We start from the raw sequence: 19,668 nt of genomic DNA, 5'->3' as shown, positions 1-19,668 counted from the left end.
CGGGGAGCGGGTTCGGGGTGGGGTCAGGCCGAGGGGTCCGCGGTGGCGCTCCCGGCCGGCTGCCGCGGTCCGGGCTGCGGCGCGCCGCGCGCGCGGCGCAGCCCGGTGCGGATGGACAGCAGCAGCAGCGCCGCCTGCAGGACCTCCGCGGTGAACGTGGCCACCAGGGCGCCGGTCAGGCCCATCGTCGGGATCAGGACGAGGTTCACGGCGACGTTCACGGCCGCGGCGGTGCCGACGCACACGGTCCTGGTGTGCTGCCGGCCGGCGCCGGTGAGGGCGTCCCCCGCGAGGGACTGGACGACCTTGACGACGACCAGCGGGGCGAGCAGCGTCAGCAGCCCCACCGAGTCGCGGTACTCCTCGCCGATGAGCACCGGCACGACGGGCGCGCACACCGCCAGGCCGAGGGCGGCCACCCCGGCGTAGGCGAGGAGCGGCAGGGCCATGCGGCGGGCGAGGGCCGTGGTGGCGGGCAGGCCGCCCTCCCCGCCGAGGGCGAAGAAGCGGGGGAAGGCCGCCTGCAGGACGGCCAGCACCGGCAGGTAGGCCATGGAGGCCAGGCGGTAGGCGACGCTGTAGTGCCCGGCCTCGACCACGAGGCCGTGGCGCACGAGGAGCGTCTTGTCCGCGTCGTTCTGGACGACCGTGGCGACCACGTTGCCGCTGTACGGCAGGCCCTCGCGCGCCCGCCGCAGGGGGTGGAAGCCGCGCGCGCTGGGGCGCCCGAAGCGGCGGACGGCGAACCCGAGCTGGACCGCCGTGGACAGCACCGACAGCACCGCGTAGGTCATCGCCCACCGCACCGGGTCGTCGCCGCCGGTGAGGACGAAGACGACCACGGCGAGCAGCTTCGTGAGGTGCACGGTGATCGTGCAGATGCCGGCCGCGCGCGCGTTGCGGGTCGCGAAGCACAGGGCCGTGATGATCGTGACCGTCTGCAGGGCGACGATGTCGGCCACGGCCAGGTAGGCGATCAGCGCGATCGGCGTCTGCGGCAGCAGCATCGAGTGCAGGGCGAGCAGGCCGCCGACGACGACGGCCCAGCCGGTGGCGGCCGTGACCAGCGCGTGCCCGAGCGCCCGCGACGGCGCGGTGGCGCCGGCGCTGACGTCGCGGACGATGAGCCGGTCCGAGCCCAGCGCGGCGACGGGCGCCACGGCCAGCACCAGCGCCCAGGCGCCGGCGATGAGCCCGTACTGCTGCGGCCCCACCACGCGCGCCAGGAGCAGGAAGTTGGCGGTCGAGGACAGGATGGCGGTCAGCTGGCCCAGCATCGACCACGACGTGGCGCGCGTGCTGCCGCGCCGGCTGAAGCCGTGCAGCCGGTGCACGAGCGCCGAGGCTCCGAGCTTCACGCGGCCCTCCCGGTGAGGTCGCGCGCCGCGCGGGTGCCGGGGAGCGCCGCGGCGGCGGCCAGCAGCAGCGTGTAGGTCGAGTTCTGCTGCACCAGGCCGGTCTCCACGAGGGTGGCGATCACGGTGTAGGCGGTGACGGACAACCGCAGGGCTGCCGCGGGGGCGTCCCCGCGGTGCAGGTCGAGGACGCCGCGCGCGGCGGTGCCGGCGAGCAGGAGCAGCACGAGGAGGGCGCCCGCGACGCCGAGGTCGAGCCCGACGTCGAGCAGGCCGTTGTGGGCGTTGGGCACCGGCCACTGCAGGCGGGCGCGGATGAGGTCCGCCGCCGGGGCGCCGGCGTCCTCGTCCCAGAAGGCGCCGTAGCCGTGCCCGAGGAGCGGCCGCTGCGACAGCGCCTGCAGGGACTGGCGCCAGATGTCGGTGCGTCCCGTCAGGGTCGCGTCCTCCCCGATCGCACCGGTCGCGTCCGCGGCCGAGACGCTGGGCAGGAGCGCGCACGCCGCGGCGGCGGACAGGGCCGCCGCAGCGGCGACGGCGGAGGCGCCCCGGCGCTGCCGGGCGACCGCGACGGTCGCGGCGGTGAGCACCGCGGCGAGCGCGATGACCGCCCCGCCGGTGGAGGCGGTCAGCGGCAGCGTGCCGAGCAGGAGCACCCCGCTGACCGCGGCCCGCCTGCGGCGGCGGTGGTCGAGCAGGGCGAGGAGCGCGGCGGCCAGGACGCCGAGGGCCAGGACCCGGCCGAGGGTGTTCTTCGTCGAGAGGACCCCGCGCAGGGTGCCGTGGACCTCGTCCAGGGCCAGGCCCGACCCGCTCGCGAACAGCAGCAGCGAGCTGACGGCCACCACCAGCACGGCCCGCCGGACGGCGTCGAGCAGGTCCAGGGCGCTCAGCTCGCGGGCGAGGAAGACCCCCACGGCGACGGTGCCGATCAGCCCGAGGCTGCGGCGGCCGGTCAGCCCGGGAGCGACGGACCAGAGCGTCGACAGGGCGGTGAGCGCGGTGTACAGCAGCAGCACGGGCGGGAACCGCAGGGGCTCGCGGCGGCGGAAGACGGAGTCGAAGACCCCCGCGGCGGCCACCAGGTAGGCGCAGGCCCACAGCGCGAAGACGACCGTCTGGACGCGCCCGCCCTGGGCGAGGGGCGCGAAGGCGCCCGTGCCGAGGACCAGGACGACGACGGCGTAGCCGGCGACGAACGGGTGCGGGCCGCCGGTGGCGGCGCCGGGCCCGGGTCGCGGGGGCGCGGACGGGGCCGGCGCCGGAGCGACCCGCCGGACCAGCGGCAGCGGCACGCCCGGTCCTCCCTCTCGTCGTGGGTCCGGCGCCCGGAGGGGCACGGTGCGTGCCGTCAGGACGGGCTGCCGGTTCGCCGCAACTCTAACCGCCTCGACGCTGCGTAGAGGGCCGATCGACGCAGCGCACTGCTTCCGCCCAGGTCTCGGCCGCCTGCCGCCGCCAGGTCCCCAGGTCGGCGAGCGCGGTGCCGCCGCGTCCCGCGCCCGCCGCCCGGCCCATGGCGGCCGCGTCGCCCGTCGGCACCAGGCCCGCCGCGTCGAGGACGTCGGGGATGCCGCCCTCGTCGAAGGCCAGCACCCGGCACCCCGTGGACAGGGCCATGATCACCGATCCGCTCTGGGTGGCGGCGACGTACGGGGCCAGCACCAGGGGGTGGTTGCGCAGGACGTCGAGGAAGGTCTCCTGCGGGACCGGGCGCTCGGAGGTGAGGTCGTGGACCTCCACGCCGGTGCGGCGGATGCGCTCCCACGCCTCGTCGGGCAGCCGGCCGCGCCCGCAGACGACCAGGCCCAGCGAGCCGCGCTGCTCGGGCGGCAGGTTCTCGACGACCTCCGGCAGCAGGCCGGCGCCCTTGTCCCACCGCAGCGCCCCGATGAACGCCAGCCACCTGCGCTCCGGGTCGAGCACCAGGGCGGGTTCGGCGGGCGGGGCCGTGTGCGCGTACGGGGGGTGGGGGCAGACGCGGACCGGCCCGCGGGCGACCGGGTCCACCCGCCCGCGCAGGCGCTCGGCGTGCACGACGACGGTGCCCGCCGAGCGCAGCAGCGCCCGGCGGGCACCGCGCGCCAGCCGTGATTCGGCTTCCCGGGGTTCGGGGTTGTGCACGACCACGACCACGGGGTGCCCCAGGGTCGCCAGCCCGGCGAGCACGAGGTCCTCGACGGGGAACCGGGTGAAGGACACGAGCACGACGTGGCGCCGCGCGGCCCCGACCCAGACGGTCGTGGCCAGGCCCCGTGCCAGGGACAGGAACTGCGCGGCGCCGCCCCGGTTCCCGTAGTTCTCCGGCAGGCGGCGCAGCCAGCGCACGCCCCGGGCGGGGGCGTGCTCGCTGTTCGCCGCGTCCACCAGCGTCACGGCGAGCCCCTCCTCGTGCAGCAGGGAGGCCAGTTCCGCGGAGTAGGGGTTGACGCCGTCGGTGTTGTGGACGACGACGCGGTGCGGACCGTGCGTGCGGGGCGGTGCAGCAGGGGTCACCCCCGGGATGCTGCCACACCGCCCCCGCGACCCGGCGTCAGCTGGTGAACTTCGCGTCCGCCCAGTCCGCGTGGTCCTTGTTGGAGCCGTCGCCGTTGTCGGTGACGACCAGGCGGATCTCCTTGCGGCCCGCGACGTTCGCGGTGAGGGTGCGGGCGCGCTGGCCGCCGCGGACGACGCCGCTGTCGGCGAGCTTGCGGTTGCCGTCCCAGACCTGGAAGACGACCGAACCCGAACGGCCGACGTAGGACTCCAGACCGACCTGCGCGGTGAAGGTGCGGGCGCCCTCGACGGGGACGACGATCTCGGAACGGGCGTGGACGCCGAAGCCCTTGGCGTACTTCTTGCCGGCGATGTTCAGGGTTCCGCCGTCGCGCGCGCCGCCGGAACCGTTGCTCATGTCCTTCTCGGCCGGTCCCCAGCCGTTGCGCACGACGCGGTAGCGGCGGTCGCTGGCGAAGGACGCGGCGGGGCGCTGCTGCACGACCGGCGCGGGCGTCGCCGTGCGGACCGGCGCGGGGGTGGTGGACGGCGCGGGCGCGGGGGTGGTCCGCACGGGAGCGGGGGTGGTCGGCGCGGGGGCGCTGTCGCCGCCCTGCGTCACGCGGAACTGCGAGAAGTCGATGTGCCCGTCGCGCGGCGCGCCGGGGTTGTTGTAGAAGGTCTCGGCCATGAACAGGTTGATCGGGGTGTTCTGACCGGCGGCGCGCCAGCGGACGTCGCGCAGCTCGATGCCCTGCTGCCCGTCGATCCAGATGTCGAGCTCACCGTCGTTCTTGCCCGGGGTGTTCAGCTCCACGCGGATCTTCACGTCGAACCAGCGGTCCGTGGGGATGCCCATGCGCGCACCGGCGCCGTTGCGGCCGGTGGTGATGGGGACCTGGATGCCCCAGTTCTTGAAGGTCTTGCCGGCGGCGTAGGGCGCGTAGATGTACGCGTCCCACCACGGGTGACCCACGTTGTAGAGGCTGGACTTCCGCGCGTGCAGCCGCACCGAGAACGAGTCCGGCTGCAGCGTGCCGCCGCTGGAGGCGTACCAGGGGGACTTGGAGGTGGGGGAACCGGCCAGGCCCGGCATCTTCAGGTCGATCAGCGCCAGGCCGGTGTCGTGCACCACCTTCGGGACGCGCACCTTGTAGGTGAGCGTCGCCTCGTCGGCGGCGGGGATGCCGCTGCGCACCTTGTAGCCGTTCATCTTGCCCTTGTCGAGGTGGACGCGGGAGACGCCCGGTTCGGGCATCGTGAGGTTGTCGGGGGAGTCCTGGACCCCGCCGCGCGCGGCGAAGTCCTGCAGGGTGCTGCCCTGGGACGAGACCGCGGCCTGCGCGGTCGCGCTCAGCGGTCCCGCGGTCAGCACACCGGCGGAAGTCCCGAGGGTGAGTGCCGCCGCGACGGCGAGCTTCGAGAAACGTCCGAACCGCTTCGGGAGGTGCGTCATCGTGTCGATCTCCACGCCGATTCCCGAGCATGGGAACGTGACGGCCCGTCCCACCTTCGGCAACCCGGCTCGCTCAGAGAGCTCCGTGGCTTTGCGCCCCCGCCTCGCGACGGGTTTGCCCTTGTCCAGTGCGCGGTGTTCCCACCGCTGCCGCCGATCTAAGCTTCGGCACCTCGGGGGACACCTTGAGCCTGTGCGGGTGGACGCGTGTAACGGGCCGCGGGCGCGCGGCGATGGATCACCCCGCCCGGCGGTGGGTCACCGCTCGACGGGCCGCCGCTCGCTGAGGACCCAGTCGTCGGTGTAGGCGACGCTGGTGCGCGTGGGGAACTGGTCCTCACCACCGCCGAAGAACCACGAGGAGAAGAGCTGGTCCACCAGCAGGTCGGGGTGCTCGGCGGTCCGGTACTGCACGTCGGTGACGGAGACCCCCCTGTGCCCGTCGATCCACAGCTCGTAGGTGCCGTCGTCCTTCCCCGGCGTGTTCAGCCGGACCCGGTGCTGCACCCGCTGCCACGTGCCGGGACGGATCACGTCGCTCGTGGAGCCGTCGGGGCCCACGAAGGGCACCGCGATGCCGTACCCGTAGTTGGCGGGGTCCTCCACGTCCCGGCCGGCGCCGTGCCGGGCGTACAGGTACATGACCACGCCCCGCTCGCCGCGCCACACGGCGCGGACGGAGAAGGACCGCTCGTCGTACGTGCCGCCCGCCGAGGTCTCCAGGGGGTCCAGCCCCTCGACGGTGCCGGCGAGCCCGCCCATCTTCCCGTCACCGGTGAACTCGAAGCCGGCCGGGAAGTGCACGTCGTAGCTGAACCAGACCTCCTCGCGCGCGGCCACGCCCATCGCCTCGAAGTCGTGCCGGTAGTCCACGCCCCAGCGGGACCCGTCCTCACCGAAGGTGATCTCCAGGACGTCCTCGCGACCACCCGGTCCCTCGGCGACGACGCGCGCGTTCGTGCGGCTCGCCACCACGACGCCGGCCTGCTCCTGCCAGGTGGTCCCGGGCGGGGGGTCGAACGACCCGCTCCACAGCACGCCGGGCGCGGGGGTCGGTGCGGCCGCCCCGGGCGCCGCGGACGGGTCCACCGGGGCCCGCGGGTCCCGCACGGCCAGCCACACCACGAGCACCGCGACGAGGCCGGCCGCGACCGCGGCCACCGCGACGGCGGCGCGTCCCCGGCCGGCCCGGTGCCGGCTCGCCCGGTGCCGGCCCGGCCCCGCCCCGGTCACCCCGGTGCTCAGCGGCTGCGCCAGAGCTGGCGCAGCGCGATCCCCACGAAGGCGCTGTCCCGCAGCAGGTAGCGCCGCCACATCCGCCGGGGCTCCTGCAGCAGCCGGTAGGACCACTCCAGGCCGGCGTGCTGCACCCACGCGGGTGCGCGCGAGACGGTCCCCGCCGCGAAGTCGATGGCGGCACCCACGCACAGGTAGACCGCCGGGTAGCGCTCCGACTGCTCCCGGGCCCACACCTCAGAACGGGGCGCGCCCAGGCAGACCATGACGATGTCGGGCGCGGCCTCGGTGATCCGGGACTGCAGCTCCTCGTCGTGGGCCGTGCCCTCGAAGCCCCGCGGCGGACTGTGGCCGGTGATGTCGAGCGAGGGGAAGCGCTCCCGCAGCGCGGCGAGGCCCTTGGCCAGCACCTCCGGCATGCCGCCGGCGATGAAGACCCGTAGGCCCTCCTCGGCCGCGCGCGCGCACACGTCGAAGAACAGGTCCGCACCCGTCACCCGCTCCGGCAGGGAGGTGCCCGACAGCCGGCTGAGGAGCACCAGCGGCATGCCGTCGCACAGCTGCAGGCGCGCCGCCTCGTAGGCGTCCTGGAAGCGCTCGTCGTGCTCCAGCATCACGACGTGGTCGACGTTGGGCGTCACGACGAGGGCGGGGACGCGGCCCGCCGCCCAGCCGATGACGGCGCCCGTTGCCTGCTCCCGCGTCAGGGGGTGCACCCGGGCCCGGGCGAGGGGGACCGGTGACGGGAGCGTGACGGTGAGGCCGTCGGCGCGGTGCTCCCCGGGCGCGCTCCGGGACGTGCCCGGGGACGTGCTGCGGGGGGTGTCGCGGTGGGTGCTGCGGCGTCCGGGGCCGACCGGGTGGGTCCGCACCTCCGGCGCGTCGGTGGCGTGGGCCGCCGGGTGCTGCGCGGTCCAGGGAGCGGGTTCGGGGTTCACGGCGTCACCGGGGGACGAGGGGGGAGGGGCGGGTTTCCCGGGCACCGCTCTGCACGGGCGCCGCGGGGCGCCGGCGGCCGGTGCGGCGCCGGCGGGTGAGGACCACGCCGTCGACGGTGGTGCCCAGCTCGCGCAGGCGTCTGCCGAGCCGCCGCACCCCGCCGGCCGGTGTGCGGCCCGGTGAGCAGACGACGACGGTGGCGTCCGCCCCCGCACCCACCGCGATGGCTCCCGCCCCGTCGGGCGTGGCGTCGACGAGCACCACGACGTCGTGCTCGTCGTGCAGGGCGCGCAGGGCGGCGGAGGGTGCGACGTGGTCCAGCAGACCGGGGGGCCCTCCGGCCGCTCCGCTCGCCGGCAGGAGCCATGCCCCTCCGGTCGGTCGCGTCCCGCCGCTGCCGTCCCCGCCCGCGCCGAGGCGGACGGGACCGGCCGCGCCCGCCGCGGGGTCCGCCGCGGGGTCGGCGACCAGCGCGACCTTCAGGCCGGCCCGGCGCCACTCGCCGGCCAGGGCGGCACCCGTCAGCAGGGCGTCACCGGCGTCCGAGGGGTCGGCGACGACCACGACGGTCCCGGGCGTCGCCGTCCCCAGCAGCCGCTCGAGGTGCAGCCGGAGCCCGCGGGCGCCCGTGGTGAACCCTTGGCCGTCCCGCAGGGACGAGGCGGTCACCGGGCCGCGGGGCCCCCCGGTCAGCTCGCCCAGGACGGGGGCCGCCAGGAGGCTCCGGGCCTCCTCGCGCGTCCTGACCGGGTCGCGCACGACGTCGACGAGCAGTGCCGCGGCCGCTCCCGCGAGGAGGCCGCCGAGCAGGGCCACCGGCACCGCGAACGGTGTGGCGAGCCCTCCGGTGGCCTCCCCCGGACCGGCGGAGGAGAGCAGGGCCACGCCGCTGGTGTCCACGGCCAGGCGCAGCCGGGCGTTCTCCAGCCGCGCGGTGAGCGAGTCGTACCAGGACTGCGCCGCGGCGATCGCCCGCGCACCGGCCGGCGTCCCGGGGCCCTCGGCCGTCGCGGCCGCCAGCTCCTGCTCCGCCGCCTCGATCTGCGACTGCAGGTCCCCGACGATCGGGGTGAGGGCGTCGCGCTCCACCTCGCGCCGGTGGGTGAGGTACGCGTCGGTGAAGGCGGAGGTGACCTGCTGTGCGCGCTGGGGGCTGTCGGCCGTCCCCGTCACGTCCAGCAGGCTGGAGGAGCCGCGCGGCGTGACGGCGACGTGCTCGCGCAGCTCCTCGACCGTCGCCTCCCAGCCCGCCGCGGCCAGCGCCGCCTGCGCGCGCCGGCCCACCTCCGCGCTGCCGAAGAACTCGATCTCGGTGGCGAGCCTCGTCTCCGGCGCCTCGTACGGGGTGTCCAGACCGGTCACCCCGGCGGCGAGCCCGCTGCCGGTCTGCACCACCGCCGTCGAGGTGTACGACCTGCTGCCGAGGGTGAGCACCGCCAGGAGGAGCGGGGCCACCACCGCGGTGACGAGCAGCAGCAGCCCGGCCCGGCGCCGGAGCACCGACGTGTAGCTGGTGATCACCGCTGCGGCTCCGCCGCGGCGCCCACGGGCACGGCCACGGGTGCACCGGTGGGTGCACCGGTGGGTGCACCCGGGGGTGGCGCCGCGGGCCGCGGGGCGCTGCCCGCCGCCGCGGCCCTCCGCACGCGGTCCCAGCCGGTCTGCCGGCGCTGGAACCACCCCCACAGGCGCGGGAAGGAGGCCGGCCCGGCGAGCAGCGTGAGGGACCAGAAGCCCGTCAGCGCGGCCTTCTGCCGGGCCGTGAAGTGGGTGTCGGTGAGGGTCGCCGCCTGCAGGGCCCGGAACTCCCGCACCCTGCGGCCCCACGGGCCGTCGAGCATGGCGCTGGCGTACCGGTTGCGGGCGTAGTGCGAGTTGCGCCGGGAGGCGGCCAGCAGGCCGAAGTGCCCGGCCACGGCGTCCTGGAACTCGACCTGCTGCCGCAGGCCCGCCGGGGACAGCATGCGCTTGAAGTACTGCCCCTGGGGCTGCATGCGGTAGTCGGCCAGGGGCTCCGCCAGCGCCCGCACGGGCGCCAGGCAGGCGGCACCGAAGGACAGGTAGGCGTCGGCCGCGAACGGGAAGCCCTTGGTGGGGGCGGGGAACAGCTGCTCCAGGACGTCGCGCCGGAAGACCAGCCCGGAGGTCCCGGGGGCGACGTGGCGGGCGGTGGTGCGCATCTGCTGCCGGAGGTCGCCGTCGCTCAGCGCGGCGGCCTGCGGCCGGACGACGCCCACCGGTTCGCCCGCGGGGTCGACGACGCGCAGCGGGTGCATCAGCATCCCGGCCTCCGGGTGCTCCCGGACCGCCTCGCCGATCCGCCGCAGCTTGTCGGGCGAGAAGCGGTCGTCCGAGTCGAGCAGGCAGACGTAGTCGCCGCGGGAGAGGGCGAAGCCGTGCTCGAAGGCCGCCGTCTGCCCACGGTTGGGGGTCCTGTCCACCACGACCCGGGACCGGACCGCCTGCGGCAGCTCGTCGAGGAGGTCCTGCAGGACCGCCGGTGTGGCGTCGGTGGAGCCGTCGTCGACGATCACGACCTCGTGGTCGTCCGTGGTCTGCCGCAGGGCGCTCGTGAGCATCTCGCGCAGGTAGGGCGCCTGGTTGTACGTCGCGCAGAGAACGGTGAAACGGGGTCCGGGCGCCATGGGTGGACGGTCTCCTCCAGATCGTCGCGGTGAGCGGGCGGCCGCCGACCGGGGGCCGCGCACTCTCAGCCGTGCGTCACCGCGCGGTCGCGGGGCGTCCCTCCGTCCGTGCCGCCGGTGTGGCGGCACTCACCTGTTCACCCCCCGCCCGCTCACGAGTACGACACGTCCGTACCCGCTGCGTGACTAAGTCCCAAGCTACTAGACGAGTAGTCACTCAGGGGGATGTTCCCATCACTCAGCAGTACCAGCACGTCCGGTCCCGCGCCCCGGCCTGACGGCGTCGTCGGACCTCGGCGGTGCGCCCGGGACCACCGGGGAACTCTCGCCCGGGAACGACTGAGGGCCGGTCAGGACGAGTCCTGACCGGCCCTCAGCCGTCGGCGGTCACCCGCCGGTGCCCGCTCAGTGCTGGCGGCGGGCGCTGCGCTTGGAGGCGACGACCATCGCGGTACCGCCGAGCACGAGCACGGAGCCCGCGGCGGCCCAGGGCAGCACGTCGGCGCCGGTGTAGGCCAGCTCGTCCCCGGAGGAGTCGATGGCGCGAGCCGGGGCCGTCGGGCGCTCCTGGTCGGTGCTCGGCGTCTCGCCCCGAGGCGTCTCGCCCCGAGGGGTCTCGCCCTGCGGGGTCTCGCCCTGCGGGGTCTCGCCCTGCGGCGGGGCGGAGGGCTCCGGGGGCACCGGGGTGGTGACCGTCGGCGGCGGCGTGGACGGCGCGTAGTCGTTCGAGGCCGACGCGAGCGTGGCGGTGCCCGTCAGCGCGGCGATCGCGAGGCCCCCACCCGCGACGAGACGGACGGCGTTCCTGGTGCGGTGCACGTGTGTTCCCCCCAATGTCGACGACCCCACGAGGCGTCGTCCCCCGGTGATCTCTGAATGGGGACCAGGATGACCCAATGTCACCCCTGCGTCCAGCGAACCGCGCCTGTCGGAGTGATCTCGTGACCTTCCGTCGCCGGAACCTCCCGGACGGCGCAGCGGGCCGTCAGGAAGCGGCGCCGCAGGGCAGCACGGTCACCTCGGGAGCGGCCACGGTGGTGGGACCGGTGACCTCGGCCGGCAGCTGCCCGGCCGGGCCGCGCAACTCCCAGCGCACCACCACCGGCTCACCCGGGGGCAGGTCCACCGTCAGCCGGACCAGCCGCCAGCCGTGCTCGGAGTCGACGGCCGTGGGCACGGTCTCGCCGTCCACCGACGCGGAGTCCAGCCCCACCGCCGGCGGCACCCACAGCGAGACCACGTCGCGCGCGGTGCGCTCCCCGAGCGAGGTCGTGGCGACGAGGTTGCCCACGTAGTCCGGGACCTCCTCGGGCACCGGGTTCGTCAGCGTCAGCTCCAGCGCCGCGGTGGCCTCCTGGGCCCCCGCAGCGCACGGGCGCTCCAGCCGCAGCACCGGCTGCGTCCAGTAGTCGAGCTTGGACGGCGCCACGTTCGTCAGCCCCACGTGCGCCACGGCCCGCGGCTCGCCCAGCACGCCCGCCAGCCCCGCGGCCACCAGCGCCGCCTGCTCCTGCTCGTCGGCGCTCCACAGCGCCAGGTGGCCGCTGTCCACCGCGTCCTGCGCGCCGCGCAGCGCGGCGGTGGACATACCGTCGGCCAGCACCGCCTCGAAGGCCGCGGCGGAGGTCGCGGTCAGGAAGTCCTTGCGGGCGGCGTTGTCGTCGGCGAAGCGCACGTACGCGTCGCGCATCAGCACCGCCGGCAGCTCCGCCGTGGGGACCTCGCCGAAGACGCCCAGGTCCAGGGGCGCGTGGTGCGGGCCCAGCAGCTGCGCCAGGCCCACGGGGTCCACCAGGACCACGGCGTCCGGCTCCGGCAGCCCCGCGTCCGCCACCAGGCTCACGGCCAGCCGCGCGGCGTCGTCGGCCTGGGCGCCGACGGTGAGGTTCTGCACGCGGCCCGCGTCGGGGTCCGCGCCGTGCAGGGCCTCGTACGCGTCGCCGTTGACGGAGACGTCGGCGCGGGAGCGGTACAGGTCCTCGTCGGTGCCGGTGCGCTCCAGCGAGATCCGCCCGCCGTCCACCGACACGTACGCGTAGGCGCCGACGATGCCCTGCACCGGCCGCACCTCGGCGGGGTTGGTGAAGGCCACCAGGTAGGTGCGCGGGCCCTCCGCCCCCAGCATCGCCGGCAGCTGCGGCACCAGCTCGGCCGCCGTGTCCAGGGGGTCCGCCAGCTCGTCGAGCTGCCGGGCCACCGGCTCCAGCCGGTCCGAGAGCGCGCCGAGCACCGCCGGGTCGTCGGCGGCGGCCAGCTCCGCGCGGGCCACCGCCACGCGGTCGCGGTACCCGGTGACGACCGGCACCAGCCGCTGCACGGCCGCCACGTCCACCGCCTGCTCGGCGGAGACCACCCCCTCGGCCAGGGCGTCGCCCACCACCTCGAGCGCCCCGGGCAGCGGTTCGGTCAGCACCGCGGCGGCCGCGGCACCCCCCGACGCCGCCCGCAGCTGGGCCCCGGCCCACGGCAGGTGCTCCGCGGCCCGGTAGTGCCACCGGCCGGTGGCGCGGTGCGCGCTCGCGGCGTCGTCGGCCACCGACCGGGCGGTGGTGGCCGCCTCGGCGAAGCGCTGCTCGCGCACCTGCTGCTCCAGGGCGGGCACGGCACCGGCCACCCGCTGCAGCGCCCGCGCCGCCTGCGCGCCGCTGACCGCGACGGCCGCGGCCCAGGCCAGCAGCAGCAGGGCGACGACGCCGAGCAGCACCCGGGCGGCGCGCGGCATCCGCCGCCGGCGGCGGGCGGGGGAGGCGGGGGTCGCGTGGGAGGAGCCGGACACCCCCAGACAGTAGCGAGGCCGCGGGCGGGCCCGGGTGCGCTCGCGGCGCCGGGCGGTGTCGGGGCCCGCACGTAGGCTGGGGGCCTCCCACCTCGACCCCTCCCGGAGTGTTCGTGAGCCTCACCGGCCTGCTCGACGTCCTGCGCACCGAACCCGCCGTCCGCGCGGCCGTCCAGGCGGCGCGCGAGGGCGGGGGCCAGGCCCTCGACGTGGTCGCCCCCATCGGCGTGCGCCCCGCGCTGCTGGCGGCCCTGGCCGCCGAGCGGCCCCTGCTGGTGGTCACCGCCACCGGCCGCGAGTGCGAGGACCTGGCCACCTGGCTGCGGTGCTACCTGCCGCCGCACGCCGTCGCCGAGTTCCCCGCCTGGGAGACGCTGCCGCACGAGCGGCTGTCCCCGCGCAGCGACACCGTCGCCCAGCGCCTGGCGGTGCTGCGCCGCCTGGCGCACCCCTCCGACCGCGACGCGAGCACCGGCGAGGTGCGCGTCGTCGTCGCCCCCGTGCGCGCCGTGCTGCAGCCGCTGGTGAAGGGCCTGGCGGACCTGGAGCCCGTGCGGCTGCGCGCCGGCGACGAGATCGGCCTGGACGCCACCGTCGAGGCCCTGGTGGGCGCGGCGTACGCGCGCGTGGACATGGTCGAGCGGCGCGGCGAGTTCGCCGTGCGCGGCGGCATCCTCGACGTCTTCCCGCCCACCCGCCCGCACCCGCTGCGCGTGGAGTTCTTCGGCGACGAGGTCGACGAGGTCCGCTCCTTCTCCGTGGCGGACCAGCGCAGCCTGGAGGTCGAGCCGGACGGGGTGTGGGCGCCGCCGTGCCGCGAGCTGCTGCTCACCGAGGGCGTGCGGCAGCGGGCCGCGGCCCTGGTGGAGGCCCACCCCGAGGCCGCCGAGGTGCTCGCCAAGATCGCCGAGGGCATCGCGGTGGAGGGCATGGAGTCCCTCGCCCCCGTCCTCGTCGACGGCATGGAACCGCTGCTGGACGTCCTGCCCGCCGGCACCCACGTGGTGCTCGCCGAGCCGGAGAAGGTCCGCGCCCGCGCCCACGACCTCGTCGCCACCGGCGCGGAGTTCCTCGACGCGGCGTGGATGAACGCCGCCGCCGGCGGCCAGGCCCCGGTGGACCTGGGGGCCTCCTCCTTCTGGACGCTGGCCCAGGTGCGCGCCCACGCGGAGTCCACCGGGCGGCCCTGGTGGTCGGTGACCTCCCTCGTCTCCGACGACGACCTGCGCGACCTCGAGGACACCCGCGTCCTGCGGGTCGGCGCGCGCGACGTCGTCAGCTACCGCGGCGAGACGGAGAAGGCGCTCGCCGACCTGCGCGAGCTCGCCGGCGCCGGCTGGCGCATCGTCGTGACCACCGAGGGGCACGGTCCCGCCAAGCGGCTGGTGGAGGTGCTCTCCGGCGAGGACGTGCCCGCCCGCCTCGTCGACGACCTCGTCGAGGTGCCGGTGGAGTCGGTGGTCGCCGTGACGACCGCGAGCGTGGAGCACGGCTTCGTCGCCGAGGCCCTGAAGGCCGCGCTCGTCACCGAGGCCGACATCACCGGGGTGGGCGGGCAGTCCACCAAGGACATGCGCCGCATGGCCCCGCGCCGCCGGCGCAACGCCGTCGACCCGCTGAGCCTGCAGCCGGGCGACTTCGTCGTCCACGAGCAGCACGGCATCGGGAAGTTCATCGAGATGGTGCAGCGCACCGTCCAGGGCGCCACCCGCGAGTACCTCGTGCTCGAGTACGCCTCCAGCAAGCGCGGCCAGCCCGGCGACCGCCTGTTCGTGCCCACCGACACCCTCGACCAGATCACCCGCTACACCGGCGGGGAGACCCCGACGCTGTCGAAGATGGGCGGCTCGGACTGGGCCAAGACGAAGTCCAAGGCGCGCAAGGCCGTCAAGCAGATCGCCGGCGACCTCATCAAGCTGTACTCCGCCCGCATGGCCACCAAGGGCCACGCCTTCGGCCAGGACACCCCGTGGCAGCGCGAGCTGGAGGACGCCTTCCCGTACGTGGAGACGCCCGACCAGCTCGCCAGCATCGACGAGGTCAAGGGCGACATGATGAAGCCGGTCCCCATGGACCGCCTCATCTGCGGCGACGTCGGCTACGGCAAGACGGAGATCGCGCTGCGCGCGGCGTTCAAGGCCGTGCAGGACGGCAAGCAGGTCGCCGTCCTCGTGCCCACCACGCTGCTCGTGCAGCAGCACTTCAAGACGTTCGCCGAGCGGTACGCGCAGTTCCCCGTCTCGGTGAAGCCGCTGTCGCGGTTCACGCCGGGCGCGGAGGCGAAGGAGACGATCGCGGGGCTGGCCGACGGCTCCGTCGACGTCGTCATCGGCACGCACCGCCTGCTCAGCGGGGAGGTGAAGTTCAAGGACCTCGGCCTCGTCGTCGTCGACGAGGAGCAGCGCTTCGGCGTCGAGCACAAGGAGTCGCTGAAGACGCTGCGCACCAACGTGGACGTCCTCGCGATGAGCGCCACCCCCATCCCGCGCACCCTGGAGATGGCGGTCACCGGCATCCGCGAGATGTCCACGCTGGCCACCCCGCCGGAGGAGCGCCACCCCGTGCTGACGTACGTGGGCGGGCAGGAGGACAAGCAGATCGCCGCCGCCATCCGCCGCGAGCTGCTGCGCGAGGGGCAGGTCTTCTACATCCACAACCGGGTGCAGTCCATCGAGCGGACCGCGGCGCGGCTCAAGGAGCTGGTGCCCGAGGCGCGGATCGCCACCGCGCACGGGCAGATGGGCGAGCACCGCCTGGAGCAGGTCGTCGTGGACTTCTGGGAGAAGAAGTTCGACGTCCTCGTCTGCACCACCATCGTCGAGACGGGCCTGGACATCTCCAACGCCAACACCCTCATCGTCGAGCGCGCCGACGCGATGGGCCTGTCGCAGCTGCACCAGCTGCGCGGCCGCGTCGGCCGCGGCCGGGAGCGCGCGTACGCGTACTTCCTCTTCCCGCCGGAGAAGCCGCTCACCGAGACCGCGCACGACCGCCTCGCCACCATCGCCCAGAACACCGACCTCGGCTCCGGCATGGCCGTGGCGATGAAGGACCTGGAGATCCGCGGCGCCGGCAACATGCTGGGCGGTGAGCAGTCCGGCCACATCGCCGGGGTGGGTTTCGACCTCTACATGCGCATGGTCGCCGACGCGGTCGCCGACGTGCGCCGGCAGGTCCCGGGCGCGGAGAACGACGACGCCGAGCCCGAGCCCACCGAGGTGAAGATCGAGCTGCCGGTCGACGCCCACCTGCCGCACGACTACGTGCCCAGCGAACGGCTCCGCCTGGAGGCGTACCGCCGCCTGGCCGCCGCCGACTCCGACCAGGACCTCATCGACCTGAACGCGGAACTGACGGACCGCTACGGCACCCCGCCGCAGCCGGTGCTGAACCTGCTGGAGGTGGCCCGCTTCCGCATCGCCGCCCGCCGCGTCGGCCTGCGCGAGGTCTCCCTGCAGGGCAAGCAGGTGCGCTTCGCGCCCATCGACCTGCCCGAGTCGCGCGAGCTGCGCCTGAAGCGGCTCTACCCCGGCACGATCCTCAAGCCGGCGCTGTCGGTGGCGCTGGTGCCGGCCCCGATGACCGCGCGCATCGGCGGCAAGCCGCTGCGCGACGCCGAGATGCTCGCGTGGGCGCACGAGTTCGTCGCCGCGGTGCTGATGGACCAGCCGGCGGCCGTGGCGGCGGGCGCCCGGTGAGCACCCCGGGCGTGACCCCCGATCCGCCCGACGGGTCCGGGCTGCTCGAGCTCGTCGCCGTCATGGACCGCCTGCGCTCGCCGGGCGGCTGCCCGTGGGACGCGCGCCAGACCCACGCCTCGCTGCTGCGGTACCTCGTGGAGGAGAGCTACGAGGTCGTCGACGCCGTGGAGAACGGCACCCGCGAGGAGCTGCGCGACGAGCTGGGCGACCTGCTGCTGCAGGTCGTCTTCCACGCCCGCGTCGCCGCGGAGTCCGAGGAGGGCTTCGACATCGACGACGTGGCGGGCGCGATCGTCGCCAAGCTCGTGCGCCGGCACCCGCACGTCTTCGCCGGGGAGGTGGCCGCGGAGGACCTCCAGGCGCGCTGGGACGCCATCAAGGCCACCGAGAAGCCGCGCGAGTCCGTCCTGGACGGCATCCCGCTGCAGCTGCCCGCCCTCGCCCGCGCCGACAAGGTCCTCGGCCGCCTGCAGCGCGCCGGCCTCGCCGAGCCCACCGGCGCTCCGGTGGGCGGGGAACCGGTGGACGAGGAAGCGGTGGGGGAGCGGTTGCTGGAGCTGGTCCGCGTCGCGCACGCCGCCGGCGTGGACCCCGAGGCGGCGCTGCGCACGGCGACCCGCCGGCTGGAGCGCACCGCCCGCGAGCGCGAGAGCTCCGGAGGACCTGCTGGGGGCTGAACCGGGTCGCTAGGCTCCGGCGCCGTGACGACGACGCACGTCCTGGCCCTGGACATCGGGGGCACCAAGATCGCTGCCGGGCTGGTCTCGCGCACCGGTGAGGTGCGCGCCGAGCGCGAGGTCCCCACCGACGCCACCGACCCCGTCGCGGTCGACGCCGCCCTGGGCACCCTCGTGGACGACGTGCTCGCCGACGCCCGCGCGCAGGGCGTGGAGGTCGCCGACGTGGTCGGCATCGGCTCCGCCGGTCCCGTCGACACGACCGCCGGGACCGTGCACCCGGTGAACATCCCCTCCCTGCGGGGCTTCCCGCTCACCGAGGCCGTCGCCGCCCGCGCCGGGCGCGCCCTGGGCCGCCCGGTGCGCGCCGCGCTCGCCCAGGACGGGCAGTGCTTCGCCGCCGCCGAGCAGTGGGTCGGCGCCGCCGCCGGCGCGCCCTCGGTGCTGGGGGTCGTGGTCTCCACCGGCATCGGCGGCGGCGTCGTGCTCGACGGGCGCATCCTCACCGGCAAGAGCGGCAACGCCGGGTTCATCAGCCACGTCGGCGTCGTCCTCGACGGCGAGCGGCTGCCCGGCTCCGGGGCGCTGGGCGTGGTGGAGTCGTACGCGTCCGGCCCGGCGATGGTGCGGGCGGCGCAGGCTCGCGGCTGGCGGGCCGGGGAGAGGGTCGACGCGAAGGTCCTGACCGCCGACGCCGCCGCGGGCGAGCGCGTGCCGGTGGAGGTGGTCGCGGCCGGGACCCGTGCGCTGGCCTCGGCGTTCCTGTCCGCGGCGGCGTTGTTCGACCTCACCGACGTCGTCGTCGGCGGCGGCGTCGCCGCCTCCGGGGAAGTGCTCATGGCACCGCTGCGGGCCGCCTACGCCGAGCTGGCCGTGTACCCGCACCTGGCCGACGTGCGCCTGGTGCCCTCGCAGCTGCCGCGCCTGTCCGGGCTGCTCGGTGCGGGGCGGCTGGGCTGGCAGACGCTCTCGGGGTGAACCCGGCGGCGCCCGCTAGGCTCGGCACGACCGAACAGCGGACGAACGAGCAGTAGGAGTGCGCGTGGCCACCATCGAGGCCGTCGGAGCTCGCGAGATCCTGGACTCCCGGGGCAACCCCACCGTCGAGGTCGAGGTCCTCCTCGACGACGGAACCTTCGCCCGCGCGGCCGTGCCCTCGGGCGCGTCCACCGGCGCCCACGAGGCCGTCGAGCGCCGTGACGGCGACCAGGGCCGCTACCTGGGCAAGGGCGTCGAGAAGGCCGTCGAGGCCGTCATCGAGGAGATCGGCCCGGCGCTGGTGGGCCACGACGCCCACGAGCAGCGGATCGTCGACCAGGCGATGCTCGACCTGGACGGCACCCCCAACAAGGGCCGCCTGGGCGCCAACGCCGTCCTCGGCGTCTCCCTCGCCGTCGCCAAGGCCGCCGCCGCCTCCGCCGACCTCCCGCTCTTCCGCTACCTGGGCGGGCCCAACGCCCACCTGCTGCCGGTGCCGATGATGAACATCGTCAACGGCGGCGCCCACGCCGACACCGGTGTCGCCATCCAGGAGTTCATGATCGCTCCCGTGGGGGCTGCCTCCTTCCGCGAGGCGCTGCGCTGGGGCGCGGAGACGTACCACGCGCTGAAGTCCGTGCTCAAGCAGCGCGGCCTGGGCACCGGCCTGGGCGACGAGGGCGGTTTCGCCCCCGACCTGCCCAGCAACAAGGAGGCCCTCGACCTGATCGCCTCCGCCGTCGAGAAGGCCGGCTTCAGCCTCGGCACCGACATCGCGTTCGCGCTGGACGTGGCGGCCACGGAGTTCTGCTCCGACGGCTCGTACTCCTTCGAGGGTTCGCAGCGCTCGGCGGAGTGGATGACCGGCTACTACGAGGGCCTGGTGGCCGAGTACCCGCTGGTGTCCATCGAGGACCCGCTGGACGAGGACGACTGGGAGGGCTGGCAGCACATCACCACCGCCCTGGGCGGCAAGGTGCAGCTCGTCGGCGACGACCTCTTCGTCACCAACCCCGAGCGGCTGCGCAAGGGCATCGACCTGTCCGCGGGCAACTCGATGCTGGTGAAGGTCAACCAGATCGGCTCGCTCACCGAGACGCTCGACGCCGTGGACCTGGCGCACCGCAGCGGGTTCACCACGATGATGAGCCACCGCTCCGGCGAGACCGAGGACACCACCATCGCGGACCTGGCGGTCGCGGTGGGCTCGGGCCAGATCAAGACCGGCGCCCCGGCCCGCTCCGAGCGCGTGGCGAAGTACAACCAGCTCCTGCGCATCGAGGAGGAGCTGGACGACGCCGGCCGCTACGCGGGCGCCTCCGCCTTCCCGCGCGCCGCGCGCGCCTGACGCGTCCCGGCCCGATCCCGGGGGAAGCTGTACCCATGGCGTCGCGACGTCCCACCGCGCCCCGCACCGCCCGCCGCAC

Annotated in this window: 14 protein-coding genes and 1 riboswitch; of the genes, 4 read left to right on the top strand and 10 right to left on the bottom strand. The window is 75.5% G+C overall.

All coding sequences use genetic code 11. The features are described 5' to 3' along the window. Window positions 1-23: 23 nt before the first annotated feature. The 10 genes from MN205_RS07915 to MN205_RS21715 all read right to left on the bottom strand — a co-directional run bounded on the left by MN205_RS07915 (window position 24) and on the right by MN205_RS21715 (window position 12,885). The gene (locus MN205_RS07915) at window positions 24-1,358 is read right to left on the bottom strand and encodes a lipopolysaccharide biosynthesis protein (RefSeq protein WP_242126011.1); all 1,335 of its coding nucleotides are present in this window, start codon (window positions 1,356-1,358) and stop codon (window positions 24-26) included. Then, window positions 1,355-2,650 (bottom strand): O-antigen ligase, encoded by a 1,296-nt coding sequence (locus MN205_RS07910; protein WP_242126009.1) that lies wholly within the window; start codon window positions 2,648-2,650, stop codon window positions 1,355-1,357. The genes MN205_RS07915 and MN205_RS07910 overlap by 4 nt, the downstream gene beginning before the upstream one ends. Before the next feature lie 85 nt (window positions 2,651-2,735). Further along, window positions 2,736-3,851, bottom strand: coding sequence for a glycosyltransferase (locus tag MN205_RS21725; protein ID WP_242126006.1), 1,116 nt, complete (start codon window positions 3,849-3,851; stop codon window positions 2,736-2,738). A gap of 37 nt (window positions 3,852-3,888) precedes the next feature. Further along, entirely contained in the window at window positions 3,889-5,304 is a 1,416-nt protein-coding gene (locus MN205_RS21720) for an NPCBM/NEW2 domain-containing protein (RefSeq protein WP_242126004.1), read from the bottom strand. A gap of 40 nt (window positions 5,305-5,344) precedes the next feature. Beyond that, a riboswitch (cyclic di-GMP riboswitch) is annotated at window positions 5,345-5,419 on the bottom strand. 128 nt (window positions 5,420-5,547) lie between these two features. Next, the gene (locus MN205_RS07895) at window positions 5,548-6,450 is read right to left on the bottom strand and encodes a polysaccharide lyase (RefSeq protein WP_242126003.1); all 903 of its coding nucleotides are present in this window, start codon (window positions 6,448-6,450) and stop codon (window positions 5,548-5,550) included. Window positions 6,451-6,530: 80 nt separating this feature from the next. Then, complete coding sequence (locus MN205_RS07890; RefSeq protein ID WP_242126001.1) at window positions 6,531-7,463, bottom strand: WecB/TagA/CpsF family glycosyltransferase; 933 nt, start codon at window positions 7,461-7,463, stop codon at window positions 6,531-6,533. 4 nt (window positions 7,464-7,467) lie between these two features. Further along, window positions 7,468-8,985, bottom strand: a complete 1,518-nt coding sequence (locus tag MN205_RS07885; protein WP_242125999.1) for a hypothetical protein — start codon at window positions 8,983-8,985, stop codon at window positions 7,468-7,470. Continuing rightward, entirely contained in the window at window positions 8,982-10,109 is a 1,128-nt protein-coding gene (locus MN205_RS07880) for a glycosyltransferase (RefSeq protein ID WP_242125997.1), read from the bottom strand. The genes MN205_RS07885 and MN205_RS07880 overlap by 4 nt, the downstream gene beginning before the upstream one ends. A gap of 405 nt (window positions 10,110-10,514) precedes the next feature. Further along, window positions 10,515-10,928 carry a hypothetical protein gene (locus MN205_RS07875; RefSeq protein ID WP_242125996.1) on the bottom strand — a complete coding sequence of 138 codons (414 nt, stop codon included), beginning with the start codon at window positions 10,926-10,928 and terminating at the stop codon, window positions 10,515-10,517. Between the two features lie 166 nt (window positions 10,929-11,094). After that, entirely contained in the window at window positions 11,095-12,885 is a 1,791-nt protein-coding gene (locus tag MN205_RS21715) for a DUF4012 domain-containing protein (RefSeq protein WP_242125994.1), read from the bottom strand. 113 nt (window positions 12,886-12,998) lie between these two features. Here MN205_RS21715 and mfd point away from each other — a divergent pair, with 113 nt between their 5' ends. From mfd to eno, 4 genes are all read left to right on the top strand, one after another. Continuing rightward, window positions 12,999-16,583: a transcription-repair coupling factor gene (mfd, locus tag MN205_RS07865; RefSeq protein ID WP_242125992.1), complete on the top strand. Its 3,585-nt coding sequence runs from the start codon at window positions 12,999-13,001 to the stop codon at window positions 16,581-16,583. A gap of 11 nt (window positions 16,584-16,594) precedes the next feature. Further along, window positions 16,595-17,263 (top strand): MazG family protein, encoded by a 669-nt coding sequence (locus MN205_RS07860; protein ID WP_242125991.1) that lies wholly within the window; start codon window positions 16,595-16,597, stop codon window positions 17,261-17,263. Between the two features lie 24 nt (window positions 17,264-17,287). After that, entirely contained in the window at window positions 17,288-18,241 is a 954-nt protein-coding gene (locus tag MN205_RS07855; protein WP_242125989.1) for an ROK family protein, read from the top strand. 64 nt (window positions 18,242-18,305) lie between these two features. Further along, window positions 18,306-19,589: a phosphopyruvate hydratase gene (gene eno, locus MN205_RS07850; RefSeq protein ID WP_242125987.1), complete on the top strand. Its 1,284-nt coding sequence runs from the start codon at window positions 18,306-18,308 to the stop codon at window positions 19,587-19,589. The last annotated feature ends 79 nt before the right edge of the window (window positions 19,590-19,668 follow it).

Origin of the sequence: Kineococcus sp. TRM81007 (genome assembly GCF_022669155.1) — a bacterium.
Classification (GTDB): domain Bacteria; phylum Actinomycetota; class Actinomycetes; order Actinomycetales; family Kineococcaceae; genus Kineococcus.
Note: the sequence above shows the minus strand (reverse complement) of the source record. Positions and strands in the feature narration are given on the sequence as shown.